This window comes from Desulfogranum marinum (assembly GCF_963675105.2).
Taxonomy (GTDB): domain Bacteria; phylum Desulfobacterota; class Desulfobulbia; order Desulfobulbales; family Desulfobulbaceae; genus Desulfogranum; species Desulfogranum marinum.
On record NZ_CAXXRO010000002.1, the window covers coordinates 170130 to 189147 of the forward strand.

The 19018-nt window shown below is 43.9% G+C and carries 16 protein-coding genes; 11 read left to right on the forward strand and 5 right to left on the reverse strand.

Going from position 1 to position 19018, the window contains the following annotated elements; all coding sequences use genetic code 11:
• Positions 1-7 precede the first annotated feature (7 nt).
• The 3 genes from ACHZCY_RS01535 to ACHZCY_RS01545 form a co-directional block, all read right to left on the reverse strand.
• Positions 8-805 (reverse strand): SCO family protein, encoded by a 798-nt coding sequence (locus ACHZCY_RS01535; protein ID WP_319547604.1) that lies wholly within the window; start codon positions 803-805, stop codon positions 8-10.
• Positions 806-990: 185 nt separating this feature from the next.
• The gene (locus ACHZCY_RS01540) at positions 991-1536 is read right to left on the reverse strand and encodes a DOMON domain-containing protein (RefSeq protein ID WP_205223259.1); all 546 of its coding nucleotides are present in this window, start codon (positions 1534-1536) and stop codon (positions 991-993) included.
• 31 nt (positions 1537-1567) lie between these two features.
• Complete coding sequence (locus tag ACHZCY_RS01545) at positions 1568-1993, reverse strand: DUF2231 domain-containing protein (RefSeq protein ID WP_205223258.1); 426 nt, start codon at positions 1991-1993, stop codon at positions 1568-1570.
• 545 nt (positions 1994-2538) lie between these two features.
• Between ACHZCY_RS01545 and ACHZCY_RS01550 the strand changes: the two genes are divergently transcribed.
• The 4 genes from ACHZCY_RS01550 to ACHZCY_RS01565 all read left to right on the forward strand — a co-directional run bounded on the left by ACHZCY_RS01550 (position 2539) and on the right by ACHZCY_RS01565 (position 6536).
• Positions 2539-3060 (forward strand): shikimate kinase, encoded by a 522-nt coding sequence (locus ACHZCY_RS01550; RefSeq protein WP_319547605.1) that lies wholly within the window; start codon positions 2539-2541, stop codon positions 3058-3060.
• Positions 3060-4808 (forward strand): ARMT1-like domain-containing protein, encoded by a 1749-nt coding sequence (locus ACHZCY_RS01555; RefSeq protein WP_205223256.1) that lies wholly within the window; start codon positions 3060-3062, stop codon positions 4806-4808. The genes ACHZCY_RS01550 and ACHZCY_RS01555 overlap by 1 nt, the downstream gene beginning before the upstream one ends.
• A gap of 76 nt (positions 4809-4884) precedes the next feature.
• Entirely contained in the window at positions 4885-5964 is a 1080-nt protein-coding gene (gene cobT / locus ACHZCY_RS01560) for a nicotinate-nucleotide--dimethylbenzimidazole phosphoribosyltransferase (RefSeq protein ID WP_205223255.1), read from the forward strand.
• A gap of 119 nt (positions 5965-6083) precedes the next feature.
• Positions 6084-6536 (forward strand): hypothetical protein, encoded by a 453-nt coding sequence (locus tag ACHZCY_RS01565; RefSeq protein WP_319547606.1) that lies wholly within the window; start codon positions 6084-6086, stop codon positions 6534-6536.
• 132 nt (positions 6537-6668) lie between these two features.
• On the opposite strand, the gene xseA is transcribed toward ACHZCY_RS01565, so the two are convergent.
• A complete protein-coding gene (gene xseA, locus ACHZCY_RS01570) occupies positions 6669-8027 on the reverse strand; it encodes an exodeoxyribonuclease VII large subunit (protein WP_319547607.1) in 1359 nt (452 codons plus the stop codon).
• A gap of 639 nt (positions 8028-8666) precedes the next feature.
• On the opposite strand from xseA, the gene ACHZCY_RS01575 reads away from it, so the two are divergent.
• Together ACHZCY_RS01575 and ACHZCY_RS01580 are read left to right on the forward strand one after the other, a co-directional pair.
• The gene (locus tag ACHZCY_RS01575) at positions 8667-9365 is read left to right on the forward strand and encodes a YfgM family protein (RefSeq protein ID WP_319547608.1); all 699 of its coding nucleotides are present in this window, start codon (positions 8667-8669) and stop codon (positions 9363-9365) included.
• A 142-nt stretch (positions 9366-9507) separates the two neighbouring features.
• Positions 9508-10707 carry a DegT/DnrJ/EryC1/StrS family aminotransferase gene (locus ACHZCY_RS01580; protein WP_205223173.1) on the forward strand — a complete coding sequence of 400 codons (1200 nt, stop codon included), beginning with the start codon at positions 9508-9510 and terminating at the stop codon, positions 10705-10707.
• A gap of 44 nt (positions 10708-10751) precedes the next feature.
• Here the strand turns inward: ACHZCY_RS01580 and ACHZCY_RS01585 are convergent, their stop codons facing one another.
• Positions 10752-11558: a class I SAM-dependent methyltransferase gene (locus ACHZCY_RS01585; RefSeq protein ID WP_319547609.1), complete on the reverse strand. Its 807-nt coding sequence runs from the start codon at positions 11556-11558 to the stop codon at positions 10752-10754.
• 114 nt (positions 11559-11672) lie between these two features.
• On the opposite strand from ACHZCY_RS01585, the gene kdsB reads away from it, so the two are divergent.
• The 5 genes from kdsB (at position 11673) to ACHZCY_RS01610 (ending at position 19005) form a co-directional block, all read left to right on the forward strand.
• Positions 11673-12434, forward strand: a complete 762-nt coding sequence (gene kdsB / locus ACHZCY_RS01590) for a 3-deoxy-manno-octulosonate cytidylyltransferase (protein WP_205223171.1) — start codon at positions 11673-11675, stop codon at positions 12432-12434.
• Positions 12435-12574: 140 nt separating this feature from the next.
• The gene (locus ACHZCY_RS01595) at positions 12575-14938 is read left to right on the forward strand and encodes a gluconeogenesis factor YvcK family protein (protein ID WP_319547610.1); all 2364 of its coding nucleotides are present in this window, start codon (positions 12575-12577) and stop codon (positions 14936-14938) included.
• Between the two features lie 86 nt (positions 14939-15024).
• Positions 15025-16665: a hybrid sensor histidine kinase/response regulator gene (locus ACHZCY_RS01600; protein WP_319547611.1), complete on the forward strand. Its 1641-nt coding sequence runs from the start codon at positions 15025-15027 to the stop codon at positions 16663-16665.
• The gene (locus ACHZCY_RS01605) at positions 16662-17030 is read left to right on the forward strand and encodes a response regulator (protein WP_205223168.1); all 369 of its coding nucleotides are present in this window, start codon (positions 16662-16664) and stop codon (positions 17028-17030) included. The genes ACHZCY_RS01600 and ACHZCY_RS01605 overlap by 4 nt, the downstream gene beginning before the upstream one ends.
• Positions 17023-19005, forward strand: coding sequence for an ATP-binding response regulator (locus ACHZCY_RS01610; protein ID WP_319547612.1), 1983 nt, complete (start codon positions 17023-17025; stop codon positions 19003-19005). Before ACHZCY_RS01605 ends, ACHZCY_RS01610 begins: the two co-directional genes overlap by 8 nt.
• Positions 19006-19018 lie beyond the last annotated feature (13 nt).

Genomic DNA, 19018 nt, shown 5'->3' on the forward strand with positions numbered 1-19018 from the left:
ACACCTTTCAATCCTGATTATTTTTTTTGCGCAGGAAAAAGAAAACAAAATAGAAAAAACCTGCAACTAGCAGGGTTACTGTTGAGAGTTTAAGAATAGTGAAAATAGTTTGGTTTTGTTTGGGGCTGTAGTTGAAACAAAAAGAGAGAAAACGGCGAATGGAAGTAGCCGGTGTTCCTTTTTCAGCTTCTGCAAGGGCGAGGTCAACATCGCCATGCAGGAAAGACCCGTAAATGTATTTGATAATTTGTCCTTCGCTACTCAGGGCCACCAGTGCAGAAGGATGGATAAATAGATGATCACTCTGCTTTTTGAAGGTATAGCCGATAGCATTGGTAACACGAAGAATGTTTTCTTTGTCGCCGGTGAGAAATACCCAACCATCCTCTGGGAAATCTGGGCCAAGTAACTCTGTATAATTTGGTTTTGCAATAGCAGCGGCTTCAGGTGGTTCCACTTCGTTAAAACTCATTGAAATTACTCGGAATGAACCCTTCGGATGGCTTGTTTTTTTTATTGCCTCTGCCAGATTAGCTTGGTCAAATGAGCATGCCCTTGGACAAAAATAATAGACAGGGAGGAGTAACGTCGGCCGATCTACAAGTTCGGCAAGGGTTATGACTTTGCCTTTCTCATCTTTAAAAGTGGCTTCCAGTGGAACAAACTGACCTGTTTTTTCCGTCACCCATTCTTCAGGAGCCACTGATTGCTGCTCAGGAAGAGAGAGGCCTTGTTGGTCATGAGCAGCGTGCTCACTATGGTCCATTTCAATTGGACTCTCATGTTGCTGATGGTTCTTGTGCATCTGCCCTTCCTCTGCCAGAGGCATATTGGGCGAGGTAAGCGCAAGCATTAGTACTAGGAAAAAACACAATCTCAATATAAGCTGCATGCCGTTTGTTGGTTTTATGTTGGAGATGACAAAAGAGTACACCACGATGAGGAGGTGGTGCACTCTTTTCACTGGAAAAATTGCATACGCAGGAGTTGTCACTCTTTTACACTGCCATTACTAAGATTGACTATCATCGCTTTGTGATATGTATGTTTCATGCGGGTTGAATCTCTGTCAGGGCCGTAGGCCAAAAGCACCACCGTATCTCCCTGAAGGTCAAGGGTTGCATCAAGGGAATCCCCTGATTTGACAGGGATGGTAAACTCCAGTGTTGTCTGTTTGCCCTGTTCGGAGCCTCCGACGACTGTCACATCATTGTTACCGCCTCTTTTCGTGTCTTGACCGTGTTGGGTGGCCTGGGTCCCAAATTCATCAAAAATGGAAACTTTGCCGCCTTTGACATAGCCGACAATAAAATCTGCGTCCTTCATTTTTTTACTGGGATTAAACCCAATTCCAACCCAGCCCTTGGTGGGTGCCGTCAGTTTTACTGCAAGCACATCACCATTGATCGACCAATCGAAACGCATCTTGTCGGCAGTGACGGAATGCTGGTAATCTGCTGCTGAAGACTGGGCAGTAAAGAGCAATGTACAGACAAACAGTGACACCAAGACAGAGGCATATTTGGATAACGTCATGAAAAATCTCCTTTTTTTTATTATGGTGTTGTTAACCGCCATATACAAGTTCGCCGCCTGAAAAACCGAGACCAGTAGCGCAGACAAGGCAAAAGACATAAACAATAAACAGTGTTTTGGGATCAGTACCTCCCCTATTCATTTTGATAGAAAGACCGAGCAGTATGACAAGTACTGCTGCTAAAACCATTTTAATAACGATGAGCGGTTGATAGGTGCCGCCGTAAAAATATTGCCAATCAAGAATGCCGGCTATGATGGTTGGAAAAATAAATATCAGGGCAAGAACAGAGCAATGTAAGGCCGTTTTTCGCAGGTCCTGCTTGTTGAAATACCAGGCGATAAGGCCAAAGAAAAAACAGCCCATAACCATACCCATTGGAATGTGAGTTGCTGCAGGATGAAGAGGGTGGGTAAAGCCGACGCTTTCTAGAATTCCATAAATAAATGTGGTCATAATCTGCCTCTGCTGAAGTTGAAAGAGCGATTGTTATTTCCGGTAAGCGCGAATGCTGGGATTGTGCGGTAGCCGTTGCTACTGATCTCCTTTTAAAAAAAATGTACTTGGATGTAATTAACCGCAACGAATATAAAGAGTAGTTGCAAAAAATGATACCATATCAGCTTACAGAAAAACAATAATCTATTTTTCTTCAAGAGCAATGGTAACCAGTCATATTTAATAAAGATTTTCTTGGTTTTTTGTGGTGATAGTTTATAGAAAGCCAGCTGTGGATTATTGTTTACTGTTAATTGTCGCCCTATAAAAGTAACCTTAACCCGAAGGGGGAGCTTTTTGTTTGAAAACCAAAAAAAGACTGTTAATCGTGCAATTTATTTTTAAGCAAAAATATCAATTAATTGAGTTTGTAAACAAAAAGTTCATGAAAAATTCTAAGAGATAGCTGCGCAACGCAGGGTGGCGTTAAATACCATTTAAGGACGGATTTTGCCCCGTTTTTGTATATACAAATTATACTGAAAGCATGGAGATACAGGTGTATGGACAACATTATACTCATTGGTTTTATGGGAGTCGGCAAGGGAAGAACTGCGCGAGCACTTGCCGAGGATACAGGTTTAGTTGCCATTGACACAGATGATCTCATCGAATCCATGGCAAAAAAGAAAATACGCAAAATTTTTGCCGATCAAGGGGAACCCGTTTTTCGGGGACTTGAACAGAAGGTAGCTGATTGGCTGAATGAACACGTTACCGGCACTCTTATTTCAACTGGTGGCGGCTTCCATCAAGTTGAAAATTTACGTGATATTGGAATTGTTATTTATCTTCATGGGCGCGTTGAATACATTGTGGAGAAAATTATGGCGCATCCAAATGCAACCAAAAAAATAAAAAAACGGCCATTGTTAAGCGATATAAAAAAGGCCAAAGAACTATTTGACAGTAGGCTGCCGCAGTATCGCAAGTCGGCAGATCACATTATCGATGTTGAAGGCAAGAGTGTTGCGCAAATATCTAGTGAAATTATAAGATTGCTCAAGCTGGAAAGGAGAGGGTAATGACGGAAATGATCCCTTATCAGAGGGGCTTGAATGCCGACAGAGACGCATGGGTGACAAATTTTTATACGGAGAACCACCTGGCATACGAAACTTTTCCCGACATGGTCGCGTCTCCCGAGCAGTTGAATTTTATGGTTCACCTCGAGCGCGAACAGTTCTATTACCCTTGTTCAGATGCTCTTTTTAGCGCGATTATTGAAAAACGTGCCGAGACAATGCTGACCTCGGCATACATCACTATCTGGAGCAGGCTGGAGCGGTTGGTGCGTGAGGTTATAACGGATTCTTACAAACAACAATATCTGTTGAGCCTTCTTTCTATAAAATACAACAACGAAATTTCCAACAAAGTCCACCTTCCAGGAAGGCTTGAAAAACGGTTGCTGGGTATTTTCACCACCATCAGTGAGATTGATCGTCCATTAGCTGAAGTAAAGGAGGTTGAAAATAAGCGGGTATTGGCTTTTATGGAATCAGCAGCTTTCAAGACAGCCTTTGAATCCCTTGAAGGGCTTGAAATCGAGAAAGAAACCACGCTTTTTGATATCGACTTGCAGCTTCACCTGCTGCGCCTAAAACGTCTTCTATTATTGTCATCTATGCGCACTATCTGGAAACATGATACGCCGCCGGATGAACAGACGTTGAAAAAGGTCATGAATAAAGCTCTGCAGGGGAGTCAATGGGATTGGCTAAAGCATTGGCTTCGGGATGTACTTTCCGGAAGACGGCGTCCCTGTATACTATGGCTCGCAGGCAGGTCTGGGGAGATAGTTTTTGATTTAGCGATTATCAGAAATCTCATGAAATTGGGGATACGGATTATCTTGGCTGTGAAGCAGGATTTTTATTACCACCGAGTTTCATTCATCGATCTCCTGGAAGACACTACCCTTGAAAGTTTGTTGGATGACGCTACTTTTATTTATGATTCGGCTATTTCAAAAAATCAGCTACTTAAGCATCTTGACAGCGATAACAGGTTACTGGTGGTTTCCGATGGGACTCGTGAGCCATTTAATCCGCTTTTAATGTCGGTTACCTTTGCGCGGTCGTTTAAAGAGGCTGACCTTTTGATCAGTCGCAGTCCTGGTTGCCGAGAAACTATCAATAACAGGTTTCAGTTTACACGCGATATTATTTCCATAATTCCTGGAGATGATGGACATATTGACATGCAGCTGAAGCCACACCATGCCGCGACAATTCGTTTTCCCCAGTCTGCTCTGCGAAGGAAAGCAGAGGAGATGGTCAGTATGGTGAAAAAAGAAAAAGAACAGGGGAAGAAGGTGATGTTTTATTCAGCCATAGTCGGCTCTATTCCCGGTCAACTGCAAACAGCAAAAGACATTTTGAGCGTGTTTGTTAAGCATCTTCGTGCGACCCTCCACAATGTGATAATAATCAACCCGGCAGAACATTTTGAAGAAGGGATGGATGCTGATGACATCATGTATATGTGGGAGATTTTTCAGCGATCAGGGACCATAGACATTTGGCGTTTTCAAAGTGTTGCTGATGTGGAAAAATCCTTTGCCCTCATGGAGAAAATGGTACCCCCGGAATGGAGCGGTAAAGATGCTACCTACTCTACCGGGTGTACCAAGGAAATGGATATAGCCATAGAGATGCTCCAGCAAAATCCTGAAATGCAGCTCATTGGGCCACCCCTTGAAAAATTTCAACGTCGCCGTGAGTATGGAGTTGGCAAGTTGTATGATAGATCATTGGTTGAAGGTGTTTAATTGTAAAAAAATTCCCGAGGTGTATCGCCTGGGCAACGCATAAAATTTGTATACATACTGTCAGGAGGACAGCAGAATGCAGGAAAAAGAGAAAATTGGGTATTTGGAATCTACTTGCCGCAATATATATCCCCAGGATTCATCTTATAGAGATAAAGCAAAGGCTCGTTTAGATCAACTGACCATGCCGCACTGGGCGTTGGGAGATCTTATGGATCTGGCCGTAGATCTTGCGGGAATGACCAGGAGCATGACGCCGCCTGTTGCCAGGAAAAAAATGGTGGTTATGGCAGGGGATCATGGTGTGACTGCGGAGGGAGTGTCAGGCTACCCTGCAGAAGTAACTACCCAGATGGTGCACAACATTATGAACAAAGGGGCAGGCATTAATGCGTTGGCCAACAAGGCAGGGGCTGAGGTGTTGGTGGTTGACATGGGAGCTATGGATACATTTGAAGGAATCAAAAACGCTCCAGGTTTTTTAAGCAAGAAGATTGCTCAAGGTACACAGAATATAATGGTAGGCCCAGCCATGACCAAAACCCAGGCAGTTATGGCTGTTGAAGCAGGTATTGAAATAGCTTCTGCACTTGCCGTAGATGTTGATGTGTTCGGTACAGGAGAAATGGGAATCGGCAACACAACACCGAGCAGTGCTATTGCAGCGGTCGTTACGGGGAAAACTGTTGAGGAGGTTACTGGTAAAGGGACTGGTATTGACGATGAACAGTTGACGCACAAGGTAGGTGTTATCAAACAGGCAATTGCTGTCAATAAACCGGATGCCAAAGACGGTATCGATGTGTTGACAAAATTAGGTGGGTATGAAATCGGTGGGATTGCTGGTTTAATTCTTGGTGCAGCTGCGTTGAAAAAGCCAGTGGTGGTGGATGGGTTTATTTCAACTGCAGGAGCGTTAATCGCTTATTTGATAGAACCTTTTGTTCGTGATTATATAATTTGTGCCCATAAAAGCGTAGAGCCTGGTCATAGCTTTATGCAGCAGAAAATGCATTTGAGGCCCTTGTTTGATCTTAATCTTAGATTAGGCGAAGGAACAGGTGCAGCATTCGCTATGCATGCATTAGAAGCAGCAACAGCTATTCTTACCGATGTGAGCACTTTTGCAGAAGCAGGAGTGAGTCAAAAAGAGTAGCCGGGTCATTTTGTACAAAAAATTGTACTTATAAACAAGGCACTCTTGACACCTTAAAATCAAAATGCTATTTTAATAAGAAAAATTACTATATTTGAATCGCATTGAATGGTGCCAACGTGGAAAAAATATTTTTATTCCTTTTCTTTCTTTTATCGCTGACAACTTTTGGAATCTCTGGTGCTGATGCACAGGATGCTCAAGCATCCTTGCTGGATTCAGCCATGGACCAAAAGCAGTACACTATCCCGGCTGGTTTGACAAAAAATGAACGGCAGTGGTTTATTAAATTTCAGGAAGGGAATTTTTTTGTTGATGGGTGGCAGGATATCACTATAAGCATTTTAGAAAAAACCCCTGTTGCCGAGCAACCGAAACAAAAAAAACTGCTAGCCGAATTAGGTAATAAAATCGGGACTGAATGGTGTAAAGACAACGATATTCGTAAAATTGATACCGACATGCTTAAAATATGGGGTAAACAGCTGAAAAATACAGCGAAGAAGAATCCTGACCATCTTGAGACTGTTCTGGTCGCAATCAGTAATGAACTGGATTCGCTCAATCAATAGCGAATAAATTTTTACTCACATCGCGTTTGCCTTGGCGCCTTTTTTCTGTGTAGCGAAAAACTAACCTAGGCAATGCACGCAAGTCTTTTTGCGCCTTGAAAATAAACAAAATTCGGCGCAATATTGATACATTTATTTGGTTACAGTCTCCTCGTTTTCAATTGCAGGTTCAACACGGCAAAGAATGTGGCCATGTTGAACCTGTAATTCTATTTTTTCCCCTCCAGTTACTTGACCGGCATCGGTAATAATAGTTCTTGCTCTATCCTTTTTACGGGCTATCGCGTAGCCTCTGGCAAGGGTAGCAAGAGGGCTGATTGCATCAAGAACACCCACTAGATTTTTATACTGTAAATCTTTTGCCTGAAGCAACATGAATACAGCATGCGTCATGCGTTGCTCTAATAAAGCGACTCTTTGGCTATGAGCAGATAATACCGACGTAGGGTTGTGACGTTCTATGCGAGTTTTTTGTTCCTGCAGAGCCAGCCTTTTCCTTTCCAACCCCGTGAAAATATTGTTTTCAAGGGTCATGCCTAACTGACTTACCTTGAGGAGTAATGTGTCGACAGGATGGGCCATATGGCTCAGCCTTTGGCGACTGTAACGGAAACGATGTTCAGATTCCCTGATAGTTCTCTGTAAAGCCTGCAACAATGCATTGTTAAAGGCCGCTATATTTTTTTGTAACTCCATTGCATCCGGTAAAAGCATTTCAGCTGCCCCACTAGGAGTAGGAGCACGGAGGTCAGCTGCAAAATCTGCAATGGTGAAATCAATTTCATGCCCCACTGCGCTGACCACCGGAATGCATGACCGGCGTATTGCTCGAGCAAGCTGCTCATCATTAAAGCACCATAAATCTTCTATGGAACCTCCACCTCGGCACAGAACTACAATATCCGTTGCTTTAAGATTGTTGACAGTGCTGAGTGCTTCTATTATTTCAGCTGGGGCCTGGTGTCCTTGTACTGCCACGGGAACGATTGTGAGAGTGGTATTCGGATATCGCCGTTTTGCAATTTTGATGAAGTCATGGACAGCAGCTCCATCAGGTGATGTGATCAGAGTGATGTTGTTTGGGAATTTAGGAAGTTCTTTTTTTACCTTTTCGTCAAACAGTCCTTCTGTTGCCAGTTTTTTCTTAAGTTGCTCAAAGGCAGCTTGCAGGTTACCTGCTCCATGAAAATCAACGGCATCAACCATAAGTTGATAATCTCCACGAGGCTCATACACAGAGATTCTGCCGCGACAGATAACCTGTTTTCCATTTTGCAATGGTTCTGCAAGGTATCTTTGCTGCATTTTAAAAAGCACGCCTTTTACCTGCGCTTGTCCGTCCTTTAAAGTAAAATAGATATGGCCGGAATAGGGTTTACGCAGGTCCGTAACTTCTCCTGAGACGCTTATAAATGGAAAACGACCTTCCAGGAGGGAGCGGATCTGTTTGTTAAGTTCTGAGACTGTGTAAATATGTGAAGGTCTGTCCATAATACATTTTGAAAATAGTAAGAAAATAGAGTGCGCTGTTTTTTGCTTGATGTGGCGTGTTTTTCTCTACCTGCCAATAGGCCAAAGGGATATTTCCTGTAGGCAGGCGAACCTGGATGTCTCGGGCTAACCTTGAATTGAGAAGGTAAGGCGTCCCTACCATTTTTTTAGAGCTCTATAAAGCAGATTTTGTTTCGTTTGTTGAAAGATGATTGATAGAATCATAAATCCAATGATCCAGGAGTCTGTGACGTTTTGTTATAAGACCTGATCATCGTTTGCCTCTATTTTCTTAATACTTTTTTATACAGGTGGCTCCATCCGGCATCATTTTGTGCAGTATTTCGCCTATGGATATAATCTATTATTGGAGTCTCCGGTTACCTGGATTCTTTGTTTTCCCATTCACAATTAAAAAAAATGAGCATGGCACCGTCTGAACGGTTGATATATCCAGGTTTATTGCCTTTCAGAATGGTGTGGACTTTTTACGGATCCATCATGATTGGTTGATGCAATTTTTTTGTCCTACAGTATAATCGTATTCTTATGGTCTTTTATGTCGATGAGTTAGGCTTACATTATGGTAATGTCAATTCATCCCCAAATACGTTCTAAGTTCAAATTGAGAGAAAAAATATGGCAGAGCAAAACGCCTTTGATAGAAAGACAATTGAAATGAACACAATGACCGAAAGTGAAGGTCTGCTGGAACAATTTAATTTGCCGCCTGCTTTTATTAAATTTTTACGCAATAACAGTAAGATAATTTGGATCATTATTGCATGTGTGGCGGTCGTGGTGGTGGCTGCCTCTTTATACGATACCTACAGAGCCCATACATTAGACAAGGCAGCTTCAAGTCTTGATGCGGCGCTTCAAAATACAGAGAATGCAGAGCAAATGTTGAAAGGCGTGGTGGAAGAGTTCAGTTCCACTCCTTCTGCAACCTGGGCGAAAATTGCGCTGGTAAAACTGTATCAGGAGCAAAAGCAATATGACAAGGCCGTTGCATTACTGGTTGAGATAGAGGCAGACTCCTCCCTTGATTCATTGGTAAAACCTTTGGTCACATATAAACTTGCAGCTCTTTATGAAGAACAGGGAGCCATGGAAAAAGCGCTTGGTGCTTATACTGTACTTTCCGGAATGCAGGGATTTGAAGCGGACGCATATAAAGCCATGGGCAGAGTGCAAGAATCACTTGGTAATAAAGACCAGGCTGTGTCCATGTACCAGCAATATATTGAGCAGCAGAAAGTATCACAGCTAAATGGACAGGATGATCCGGCACGAGAGGTGATAGAGTCTCGTTTAAAAATGCTGCAAACAAACTGATAAAAAAAATCCCATTAGTACGGAAAGTGTACCTGCTTCTTGGTCGCCTGAAATATACGTTTTGATAAAAAAGCATTGAGAACGTGTCTATTTACAGGTGGATTTGAGGCAGCTTTAATGGTGAAAGAAATAAGGAGGGCATATGCCTGGCTTTGAAGTTTTTGGTGAGGAAGAAAAAAAACAGGTTCTGGATGTGTTAGACACCGGGGTTCTGTTTCGATATGAGTTCGATGCCCAGCGCAAGGGTACCTATAAGGTTCTGGAATTTGAAAAAGCTTTTACCACATATACCGGTGCGAAATACGCGCAGGCTGTGACGTCAGGGACCGCAGCTTTGAAGGTTGCCTTAACAGCTTTGGGCGTTGGAGCCGGTGATCATGTTATTACACAGGGATTTACCTTTGTGGCCACTTGGGAGGCGATCCTTGATATTGGCGCGGTACCCGTATTTACTGAAATTGACACTACCTTGAATATGGATCCGGTTGATCTGGAAAAGAAGATAACGGCAGATACCAAAGCGATTATAGTCGTACATATGCTTGGTGCTCAGGCCCGGATTGAGCAAATTAAAGCCATTGCCGATGCCCACAATATCCCGGTCATAGAAGATACTGCGCAGTCTGCGGGCGGCACTTTGCACGGCAAGCATCTTGGCACCTTTGGAGCCTGCGGGACATTCTCCTTTGACTCCGTCAAAACCATGACCACTGGCGAGGGGGGGATGTGTATCACCAACGACGAACAGACGTGGCGTTGCATGTCCGAGTACCATGATCATGGACACGATCATATTCCCAACCCTGGTGGAAGAGGTGGCGAAGGACGGTCCTTTGTTGGCTTTAATTTTCGTATGATGGAGTTGCAGGGAGCTATCGGCCTGGCACAGTTAGCAAAGCTTGATGATATGATTGCCGGCCAGAAAGCGAACAAGGCTCTTTTGAAAAATTGTGCCAAGGCTCTTTCAGGTGTGAGTTTTAGAGAAATACTTGACCACGAGGGCGATACAGCAACCTTTTTTGTCTTCATGCTGGAAAACGCTGAGCATGCTGCAGCTGTAAATGCCTGTTTAAGAGAAAATGGGGCTGGCGCAATCAATTGGGGGGAAAATTGTTGGCATTTTTATCCCCAATGGGAAAACCTGTTGGAGGGGAAAAGTCTGTGTAAGAACGGCTGGCCGTTTACGGCAGGTGGTAAACGTCGTTTTTATCATGATCCTCAGGCACTACCAGCCTCTGCCGAATTGATGGCGAGGACCCTTTGTTATCCCATTCCGGTGAAGATGGCGGAGGCTGATAAAGAGCGGCTGCTCAATGCACTGGAAAAGGCATCACACATATAACCACGTTGGATATCCACGTGTAAGATGGAGTAAAGGAGGGTGACTCAACACTTGCTGTTTAAGCAGGGGGTTGAGTCTTTTGTAAAAGAAGCCGGGATATAAACATCAAAGCGAACGGCTTTTCCTTTCAGTGTATATGTAGGTCGAATTTCACATAATGGAGCCCTTTTCAAGGGACGTTTGACGACTATTTTTCTTGGCTTGATTGCCCAGACAGCTGCAAACAGCTCCCGGTCCTCGCCTTGATCTCCTTCGATATAGCGCAGAATTCGAAGGTTTTGTTTCACCTTTGCACTCTTATCACGCTCGGGAAACATTGGGTCAAGGTATACAACCTCTGGAGGCGGGCAAAGCTCTCCAATATGCTCCACCGTATTTTGTATGTGTAACGTGATTCGATTGCAGACGCGGGCTGTTTGTGGGGCAAGAGCAGCTCTTTTCAGCCCGTCTGCCAGCAATGCCCCAATAAAATGGTTTTGTTCAAAAACATCCACCTTGCATCCTGCTGCGGCGAGCAGAAAGGCATCCCTTCCCAGTCCTCCTGTTGCATCCACCACTGTAGCCGGTATCTTTTTTCTGATTTTTATCGCTTGTATCAATAATTCCTTGTGGGGATTTTTCACTCTGCGAAGGTTTCCTGGGGTTGTGAAATCGACCCGAAGAGAAGACGGTTTTTTATTGTTTTCTTCATGAGCTATTAATTCCAGATGATTGGGCGTTAGATTGAAAAAGACTTGATACCCTCGTGGGTCACTGATAAGTGGAATGTTGAGTAAGTCTGCCAACTGTTGTGCATGGCCGCTGATAACTGAGGGATCTGCAAAGAGGGCAAGGGGAAATTTGTAAGCCATTTCTAGATGGTGCTCAGGGCGAATGGAGTTGTTAATTGCCTTTTGATTATGCTCACTGTAACATAAAAACATATAATTATAAAAGAAAGAGGTCCAGGAGGGATAGGTTGCTTCATGAGTGAGAAAAATCCAAAAGTCATTGCTGTTATACCGGCACGTTATCGTTCAAACCGTTTTAAAGGGAAGCCGTTGGCACTTATTGACGGAAAACCAATGATTCAGCATGTTGTCGAACGTGCCGGAAAAGTACGACTCCTCAGCAGGGTTGTTGTGGCCACTGATGATCATCGTATTGCTGAAACTGTGGCCGGTTTTGGCGGGGAATACGTGCTGACAAGAGATGATCACGTAACCGGGACGGATAGGCTTGCAGAGGCCGTCGAACTGATGAATATAGATGAACAGGATGTTATTGTAAACATTCAAGGCGATCAACCTTTGTTTCCTGAAGAAATTATAGAACAGGTTGCAGCTCCTCTTCTTGAAGATCCGGCTCTTCCAATGTCGACGCTTATTTATAAGATCGTGAGGCCTGAAGAAATAGATGATCCCAACCATGTGAAGACAGTTTTTGATTGTCATCGTAATGCGCTTTATTTTTCGCGTTCTCCCATCCCTTTTCAAAGAAATCCAGAGGAAAAGGAACAGCCTACCTATTACAAGCACTTAGGAATTTATGCCTATCGTAAAGGTTTTCTTGTTACCTTTGTTGGGCTCCCTGAAGGTGAGTGGGAAAAATTTGAAAAGTTGGAACAACTTCGGGCATTGGAATTTGGATACACAATCAGGGTCATTTTAACTGAACACGACTCTGTAGAAGTGGATACCCCTGAGGATGTAAAAAGAGTCGAGCAATTGCTGAGGCAACCCTCGTAAAACGTGCAACGCGGACGGGATGAAACGCAATGGATATACATGAAGTGAGAGACAAAAATCAATCGGCTGTTACCTGTTCAGAGAAAAAGTAGGTTTTTATATCCTTCAATCGATAATTTGTATGAGCAAAGAAATACGTGATGCCTGAACCATGTGAAATAGCAAGGCAGCTGCAAAATCTTACCGGAACGAGCTTTGCTGCCCTGGATTTTTTACCGGGAGCTAATTTAGCGGAAAAAGTAACAGCGCTGATGCTGGAAAGAACTATTGCGCATCAAAATCCTGAATTGGCCGCCACCTACAACAGTTTTCAGGATTTAGTAACGTCTATTGATGTAAGCAACCTCAAGGTAGTGGCTTTGGGAGGGGGCACAGGATTATCCAATATTATCGGCGGTGATTCCAAGCAGCATTCGTGGAAGGAAACGCCTTTTACAGGCATGAAGGAAGTTTTTGCCAAGCTTCACTCGGTTGTTTGCGTCACCGATGACGGCGGGTCCACCGGTGAGCTACTGAAGGATCTACCCCTTATTGCCCTTGGCGACCTGCGGCATGTACTTCTTTCAGCGGTTCGAAACGATGCGCTGATCAAACGGTACCAGTTAGATGATAGAACCGCTCTTAAGGTCGCTCAAGCATTGCATGCAATTTTTAATTATCGATTTATTTCCCGCCCGCATTCTTCGACGGAACTTCTTACCGATACCGGGGCGGATCTTGGCATCCTTCCTGTAGCACTGCGAAACTTTTTTTATGATTTGAGCAAACAGCTCTTTAACGATGAGCGGCTTGCTCCCACACTCTATAGGCCTCAATGTTTGGGAAACCTGCTCCTTGCTGCGGCTATTTATAAACAGCTGGACCCACAATTGACTGCCGGCGACCTTATAGCCTCTCACCAAGTAGTACGTACTGCTACCATTCGTGGGCTCGCACAAATAGAACATTTTATCGGCACCCGAAAAAACAGTGTTTTTCCCTGTACGACTACCTCGTCGCAATTACAGATTCTCTATGACAATGGGGTGTTGGTGACCAGTGAATATAAGTCAGGCCACGCCCAGCGAGGCTATCCCGTGGACAGGGTTTTGATGGAATTCAGCAGAAATCCTTATTTTCAGCCGGAGGTTGAACAGCTCATAGCCTCCGCCGATATCATCGTTTTTGCACCAGGTAGTTTGTACACTTCTATTATCCCCATTTTGCAGGTTCCGGGTCTAGCTGATGCTATTCGGCACAACCACTCTGCGTTAAAATTACTTGTGGCAAATATTTGGGTGCAGAAAGGAGAGACTGATACGGCACGTGATTCGCCTGATAGAAAATTCTATGTTTCAGATCTTATCCGTGCTTATCACCGAAATATACCCGGCGGGGTCAAAGGATTGTTCACCTCCGTTTTAGGGCTAAATATGCGAGAGGTTCCCGGTTCTACTCTACAGCGCTACGCCCTTGAGGATAAAGAACCCATTTATTTTGATCGACACCGGGTCGAAGCCTTGGGTTTTAGAACGGTTGCCGCCCGTATTTATTCTGATACGCAATTACAGAACCGGGGTGTAATTCAACATGATCCAGCCGCCCTGGCAGGTGCAATTAAAACCCTGTGGGCCTTAAAAACTTCAGAATTTCTGGATGGTGCTCCAGTGTCATCGGCCTTGCCGACAGCTGACTTTTTCTGTCCTGGCAAGTATCCTGTAAAGCAAATTCCCTGTCACCGGTACGAAAAGATTCAAGCGTTAATGCATTTTTTAAGCACCGAGACCCTTACCAGCCATTCCGCTTTGCCTCAAAAAATGGAAGAAGCGCAGAGGCGTCGGCTACTAGATCGTTTGGTGGAACTTACTTGGTTACATCCGGATATATTATTTGATCATCTTAAGTATTTTAGGGGCATAACATTGATTGCTGAAGACTGCTGGAAAAGAAGTCAGCAGTGGGACAATGTATTTTCTTTTTATGATCCGGTTGACCGGAAAATAAAAATTCGCCAGGACCAAACCGAAAACCTGAATAGTTTTGAGGTGGTTTTCCTTATTGCCCTGGGGCAGTCTCTTTTAGGTAATTATGCGCAGACAAAAGAGATGGTGACTGTCTCCCATGATAGCCATACAGTAGGGAAGATGTATAAACTGCAGCTTCGTGAACGTGATCAGCTGAAAAGTTACTTATCGTTTGAGCAGATTTCTACCTATCTCGAGTTTTGCAAAATGCAACCTGCACAGCATTCTGAAAGCATATTTACCCGGATGCTTAATTTTGACGAAGGATTTACCCCACCAGGTCTTTTTTTTGGGCTATTTTATGCCTGGTACCTTGATAATCGTTTTGCGCCGCATATAGAATATAAGATGTCAATCATGAAAAATGATATATCCGATCTTATTCCAGAACAGATTCGTACCCATTTTTGCCGTGAAACGACCATTACTTTTTTTAGAGAACAGGTTTTCAGACATACGCTTCCATTTTCTATTCATCAACAGAAAAAGGGAAAACTATGACTTTTTGGATCTGTTTCAGTTTTGCCCTGAGTATATACCTGATTTTTACACTCGTTTATTATGTAGTGAAAATAAGACCTAATACTATGAAAAAGGAAAATAAATCAGTCAAGGATGGAGTGAATGTTATCGATGAGAGCGGCGATAATGAGCGAAAACATGAACTCGATTACTTCTTGGCTGATTGGCGATTTCCGTTTAATGCGATTGTTGATCCGGTGTTGATCCTTGATGAACATCTAAGAGTGGTAAAGGCTAACAAGGCTGCAATTGAACTCCTTTCCGTAGACGGGACGGATATCCGAGGGAAGTATTGTTATAAACTTTTTGCAGATACATATGAGCCCTGCAAGTTTTGCCCGATTCCTGTAGTAAAAAAGGAAAGACAGTCTATTAATCAAGAGGTGAAGCATTCCTATTTAGGCAGGGTTTATTCCGTAACGTGTACACCTATTCTTAACCAACTAGAGATAATCGGCTATATTTATTCGATAAAGGATATAAGTCATCAGCGCCAGTTGGAAAAGCAATTGGTTCAAGCGCATAAGATGGATGCAATAGCTACATTGGCCGGCGGTATAGCACACGATTTTAATAATATCCTGGGCGCTATTCTTGGTAATGCCGATCTTTTACTCTACAGGCTGCCGCAAGAAGGCACTACTGCTAATTTGGATGCTTCGCCTGGACAAATTACCATTGGAGAAATTGTTGAGCATGTTGATTCCATTAAACGGGCCGGCAACAGAGCGAAGGAGCTTGTCACTCAGATACTTGCTTTCAGTCGCCAATCAGCAGTTAAGAGAAAAAATTTTGATATTACCCCATTAATTAAAGAATCCTGTAAATTGTTGCGCTCTTCACTGCCTTCCACCATTGAATTAAAGGTTTCGGTTGCAAGTAATATTGGTCCTATTATGGCTGATCCCGGCCAGGTGCAACAGGTGTTAATGAACCTCGGCAATAATGCTGCCCAGTCCCTGGAAAATAATGTGGGGACAATTGAGATTAGTCTTCGGGAGATTGAGGCCGGCAGGGCAGAGCAGAATCGTTACCCGAATCTGGAACCCGGACGATATGTGGTTCTGACGGTAAAGGATAATGGAAAGGGTATTTCGGAAAATGATTTGCAGCGTATCTTTGATCCTTTTTTTACCACCCGTTCTGTGGGAGATGGGACTGGAATGGGATTGGCCGTGCTCCATGGGATAATTTTGGCTCATGATGGTATTATTGATGTTAAATCTACACTGGGAAAAGGAACTGCGTTCACGGTTTTTTTCCCTCGTTCCATCCAAGAGAGCGCCCTTGAAGAGCAGGTGACGGCAAATATGCCTAGTGGTTCAGAGACGATTCTTTTTGTCGACGATGAGCAAGAGATTGTCACCATGCGGACACGGATGCTCGAATATTTGGGGTACACAGTCTTGTCGGCAACCAAACCGGAAACGGCTTTAGAGTATTTTGCTGAAGGAAAGAATAAAATTGATCTTTTGATCACTGACCATACCATGCCGAGGATGACAGGCCTGCAGCTTGCAAAAGCTGCCTTGGAATACGATAAAGAGTTACCGATAATTCTGTGTTCCGGCTATAGTGATCCGATTACCCCTGAAGAAGCTCAGGATGCAGGTATACGGCGTTTTCTTGCGAAGCCACTGGACATGCGTCTTTTGGCCATCGCTATTCGAGAAATATTACCTAGCAAGCCAAAGGAAGAAGTATGAGAGTATTAGTTATAGACGATGATCAGCAGATGCGGAAATTGCTGCGCCAGGTCATGGAGTGGGCCGGGTATGAGGTGATGGAGGCTGAAGATGGTCGGGCCGGCATGAAGATGCAGCAACAAATACAGGCAGACCTCGTTATAACTGATTTAATCATGCCGGAACAGGAAGGTTTGGAAACCATCACTGCATTGAAAAATCTATATCCTTCCGTCCGTATTATAGCCATCTCCGGTGGGGGCCGTATTGGGCCGGAGGCCTATCTCCCAGCAGCTAAAGAGCTTGGAGCTGACAGAGTATTCTCCAAGCCGTTTGATGTAAAAGAGTTGGCGCAGACCGTAAAGGAGTTGCTTGAAAATGGATAATCAGCCATATGCCCTAGTGGTAGATAACAGTCCGGTAATACGAAGAATAGTCAGTTCTGTGCTGGAAAAAGAAGGCTGGTTGGTGCAGACCGCTGAAAATGGTCTTGAAGCCTTGGATTTTATCGCTTCACGTCGTCCTGATATTATTTTTACAGATCTGATTATGCCCAAGATCGATGGCGAAAAACTTTCCTATATCATCCGTAGTACCCCGGAGTTGAAGCATATTTTTCTGGTTATTCTCTCCGGTGTGGCCATGGAAGACGATGATCATACTGCTAAGCTGGGAGCTGACGTTTGTATTGCCAAAGGGCCTGCGGCAACAATGCGGGACCATATTCTCGTGGCTCTGGGGAAATTTGAGTCAGGAATTCGTAACGAAGGAAATATAGAGGGGATGGAAAACCTCTACCCAAGAGAGGTGACCAGAGAGCTGCTGGTCAGTAAACGACATAGGGACGTTATCTTGGCAAACATGACCGAAGGCGTGGTTGAACTTAACCATGAGGGCCGGATCGTGATGGCAAACGGTGCAGCCATAAAACTTTTCGGGATTGATGAGGCAAAGTTGCTCAGCCATCGTGTCTATACGATGTTTCCTCCAGAAGAACAGCAAATTGTAAAAAAATGGATTGCCTCGCTGGTGCCTTCTAGAGATTTGGCTCCATTGGTTTTTGACTATGACAAACCTGTAGAGTTGCAAGGGCAACTTGTTATTGTAAATTTTGTGCCTGTAGCAGAAGATGATACGGTTTTTATCATAGTTATTCTCAAGGATATCACACCTCATAAGCTCCTGGAAAAGAAACAGAGAAAACTGGAAAAGGAATTACATCGAATTCAGAAAATTGATGCAATGTCAGTAATGGCTAGTGGTATTGCCCATGATTTCAACAACTTGCTAACTGTGATAAACGGCAATGTCGAAATGTCTCGATTTTTGAATAAGGAGAAGCAGGTTGATGGGTTGTTAAAAGAAGCCGGCAAGGCATTGCAGTTAACGGTTCAGCTTATCCGCAAATTCACTACGTTTTCAGATAATTACTTACCGCAAACAAAAAAGGTGAATGTAAGCGAATTGGTGACAGAGACCCTTGAGCATGAACTTGCCGATACGCATATTTTTTTAGAAATAGATGACAAGAGTAGGGATGCATCGATAAAACTGGACGCTGCTCTTATTCATCAGGTGTTGACCAATCTGACCAGCAATGCGGTTGACGCAATGAATGGGCAGGGTACCATTCAGGTGGCCATAGAGTTGGTAGATGGTGAAATCGAAGCAGGGCAGACCGGACAACCTCTGCCTTCCTGCGAACTGGTCCGGATTACTTTTAAAGACAATGGGCCCGGCATTGCTCCGGAAATTTTGGATCATGTGTTCGATCCCTATTTTTCAACCAAACAAAAAGGCTCCCAGAAGGGCATGGGGCTTGGTCTGACTATTGTTCATTCCACTGTTAAGAAACATCGAGGCATGGTCTGGGTCGAATCGCAACCAGGGCTGGGGTGTACGGTTCATATGTATCTGCCAATAACCGAAGCGCCAGTTACCAGCGAGGCAATATTTGCAGAACACCTTGCCAGGCAGCCTCGGGTTCTAGTCATGGACGACGATGAGATGATGCGAATCATCAATCAAAAAATGTTTCAACACTACAATTGCAATGTTAGTTTGGCTTCAAGTGGTGAAGAGGCGCTGCTCCTTTTTCGCAAAGCTGAAAAAGAAGAAGCTGGATTTGATCTGACCCTGCTTGACTTAAGGGTCAATGAAGGAATGGGGGGCGTGGAGGCATCTGAAAAGATTTTTGAGAGCAACCCTGACGCAAAGATTATTTTAATCAGTGGAGATGCCGGTAATGAAGTCATTCTCAACTATAAAGAATATGGGTTTGTTGCAGCCCTCACCAAACCCTTTTCCATTGATACGGTGGAGTCTGTTGTCCAGCATTTTCTGCGCCAGGAGAACAGCTGAGGAGTCTGCTTGC

Bases quoted from the DNA above. Each gene is read 5' to 3' on its own strand.
- ACHZCY_RS01535 (WP_319547604.1), bottom strand. From the start codon at position 805: ATGCACAAGAACCATCAGCAACATGAGAGTCCAATTGAAATGGACCAT.
- ACHZCY_RS01540 (WP_205223259.1), bottom strand. From the start codon at position 1,536: ATGACGTTATCCAAATATGCCTCTGTCTTGGTGTCACTGTTTGTCTGT.
- ACHZCY_RS01545 (WP_205223258.1), bottom strand. From the start codon at position 1,993: ATGACCACATTTATTTATGGAATTCTAGAAAGCGTCGGCTTTACCCAC.
- ACHZCY_RS01550 (WP_319547605.1), top strand. From the start codon at position 2,539: ATGGACAACATTATACTCATTGGTTTTATGGGAGTCGGCAAGGGAAGA.
- ACHZCY_RS01555 (WP_205223256.1), top strand. From the start codon at position 3,060: ATGACGGAAATGATCCCTTATCAGAGGGGCTTGAATGCCGACAGAGAC.
- cobT (WP_205223255.1), top strand. From the start codon at position 4,885: ATGCAGGAAAAAGAGAAAATTGGGTATTTGGAATCTACTTGCCGCAAT.
- xseA (WP_319547607.1), bottom strand. From the start codon at position 8,027: ATGGACAGACCTTCACATATTTACACAGTCTCAGAACTTAACAAACAG.
- ACHZCY_RS01575 (WP_319547608.1), top strand. From the start codon at position 8,667: ATGGCAGAGCAAAACGCCTTTGATAGAAAGACAATTGAAATGAACACA.
- ACHZCY_RS01580 (WP_205223173.1), top strand. From the start codon at position 9,508: ATGCCTGGCTTTGAAGTTTTTGGTGAGGAAGAAAAAAAACAGGTTCTG.
- ACHZCY_RS01585 (WP_319547609.1), bottom strand. From the start codon at position 11,558: ATGGCTTACAAATTTCCCCTTGCCCTCTTTGCAGATCCCTCAGTTATC.
- kdsB (WP_205223171.1), top strand. From the start codon at position 11,673: ATGAGTGAGAAAAATCCAAAAGTCATTGCTGTTATACCGGCACGTTAT.
- ACHZCY_RS01595 (WP_319547610.1), top strand. From the start codon at position 12,575: ATGCCTGAACCATGTGAAATAGCAAGGCAGCTGCAAAATCTTACCGGA.
- ACHZCY_RS01600 (WP_319547611.1), top strand. From the start codon at position 15,025: ATGAAAAAGGAAAATAAATCAGTCAAGGATGGAGTGAATGTTATCGAT.
- ACHZCY_RS01605 (WP_205223168.1), top strand. From the start codon at position 16,662: ATGAGAGTATTAGTTATAGACGATGATCAGCAGATGCGGAAATTGCTG.
- ACHZCY_RS01610 (WP_319547612.1), top strand. From the start codon at position 17,023: ATGGATAATCAGCCATATGCCCTAGTGGTAGATAACAGTCCGGTAATA.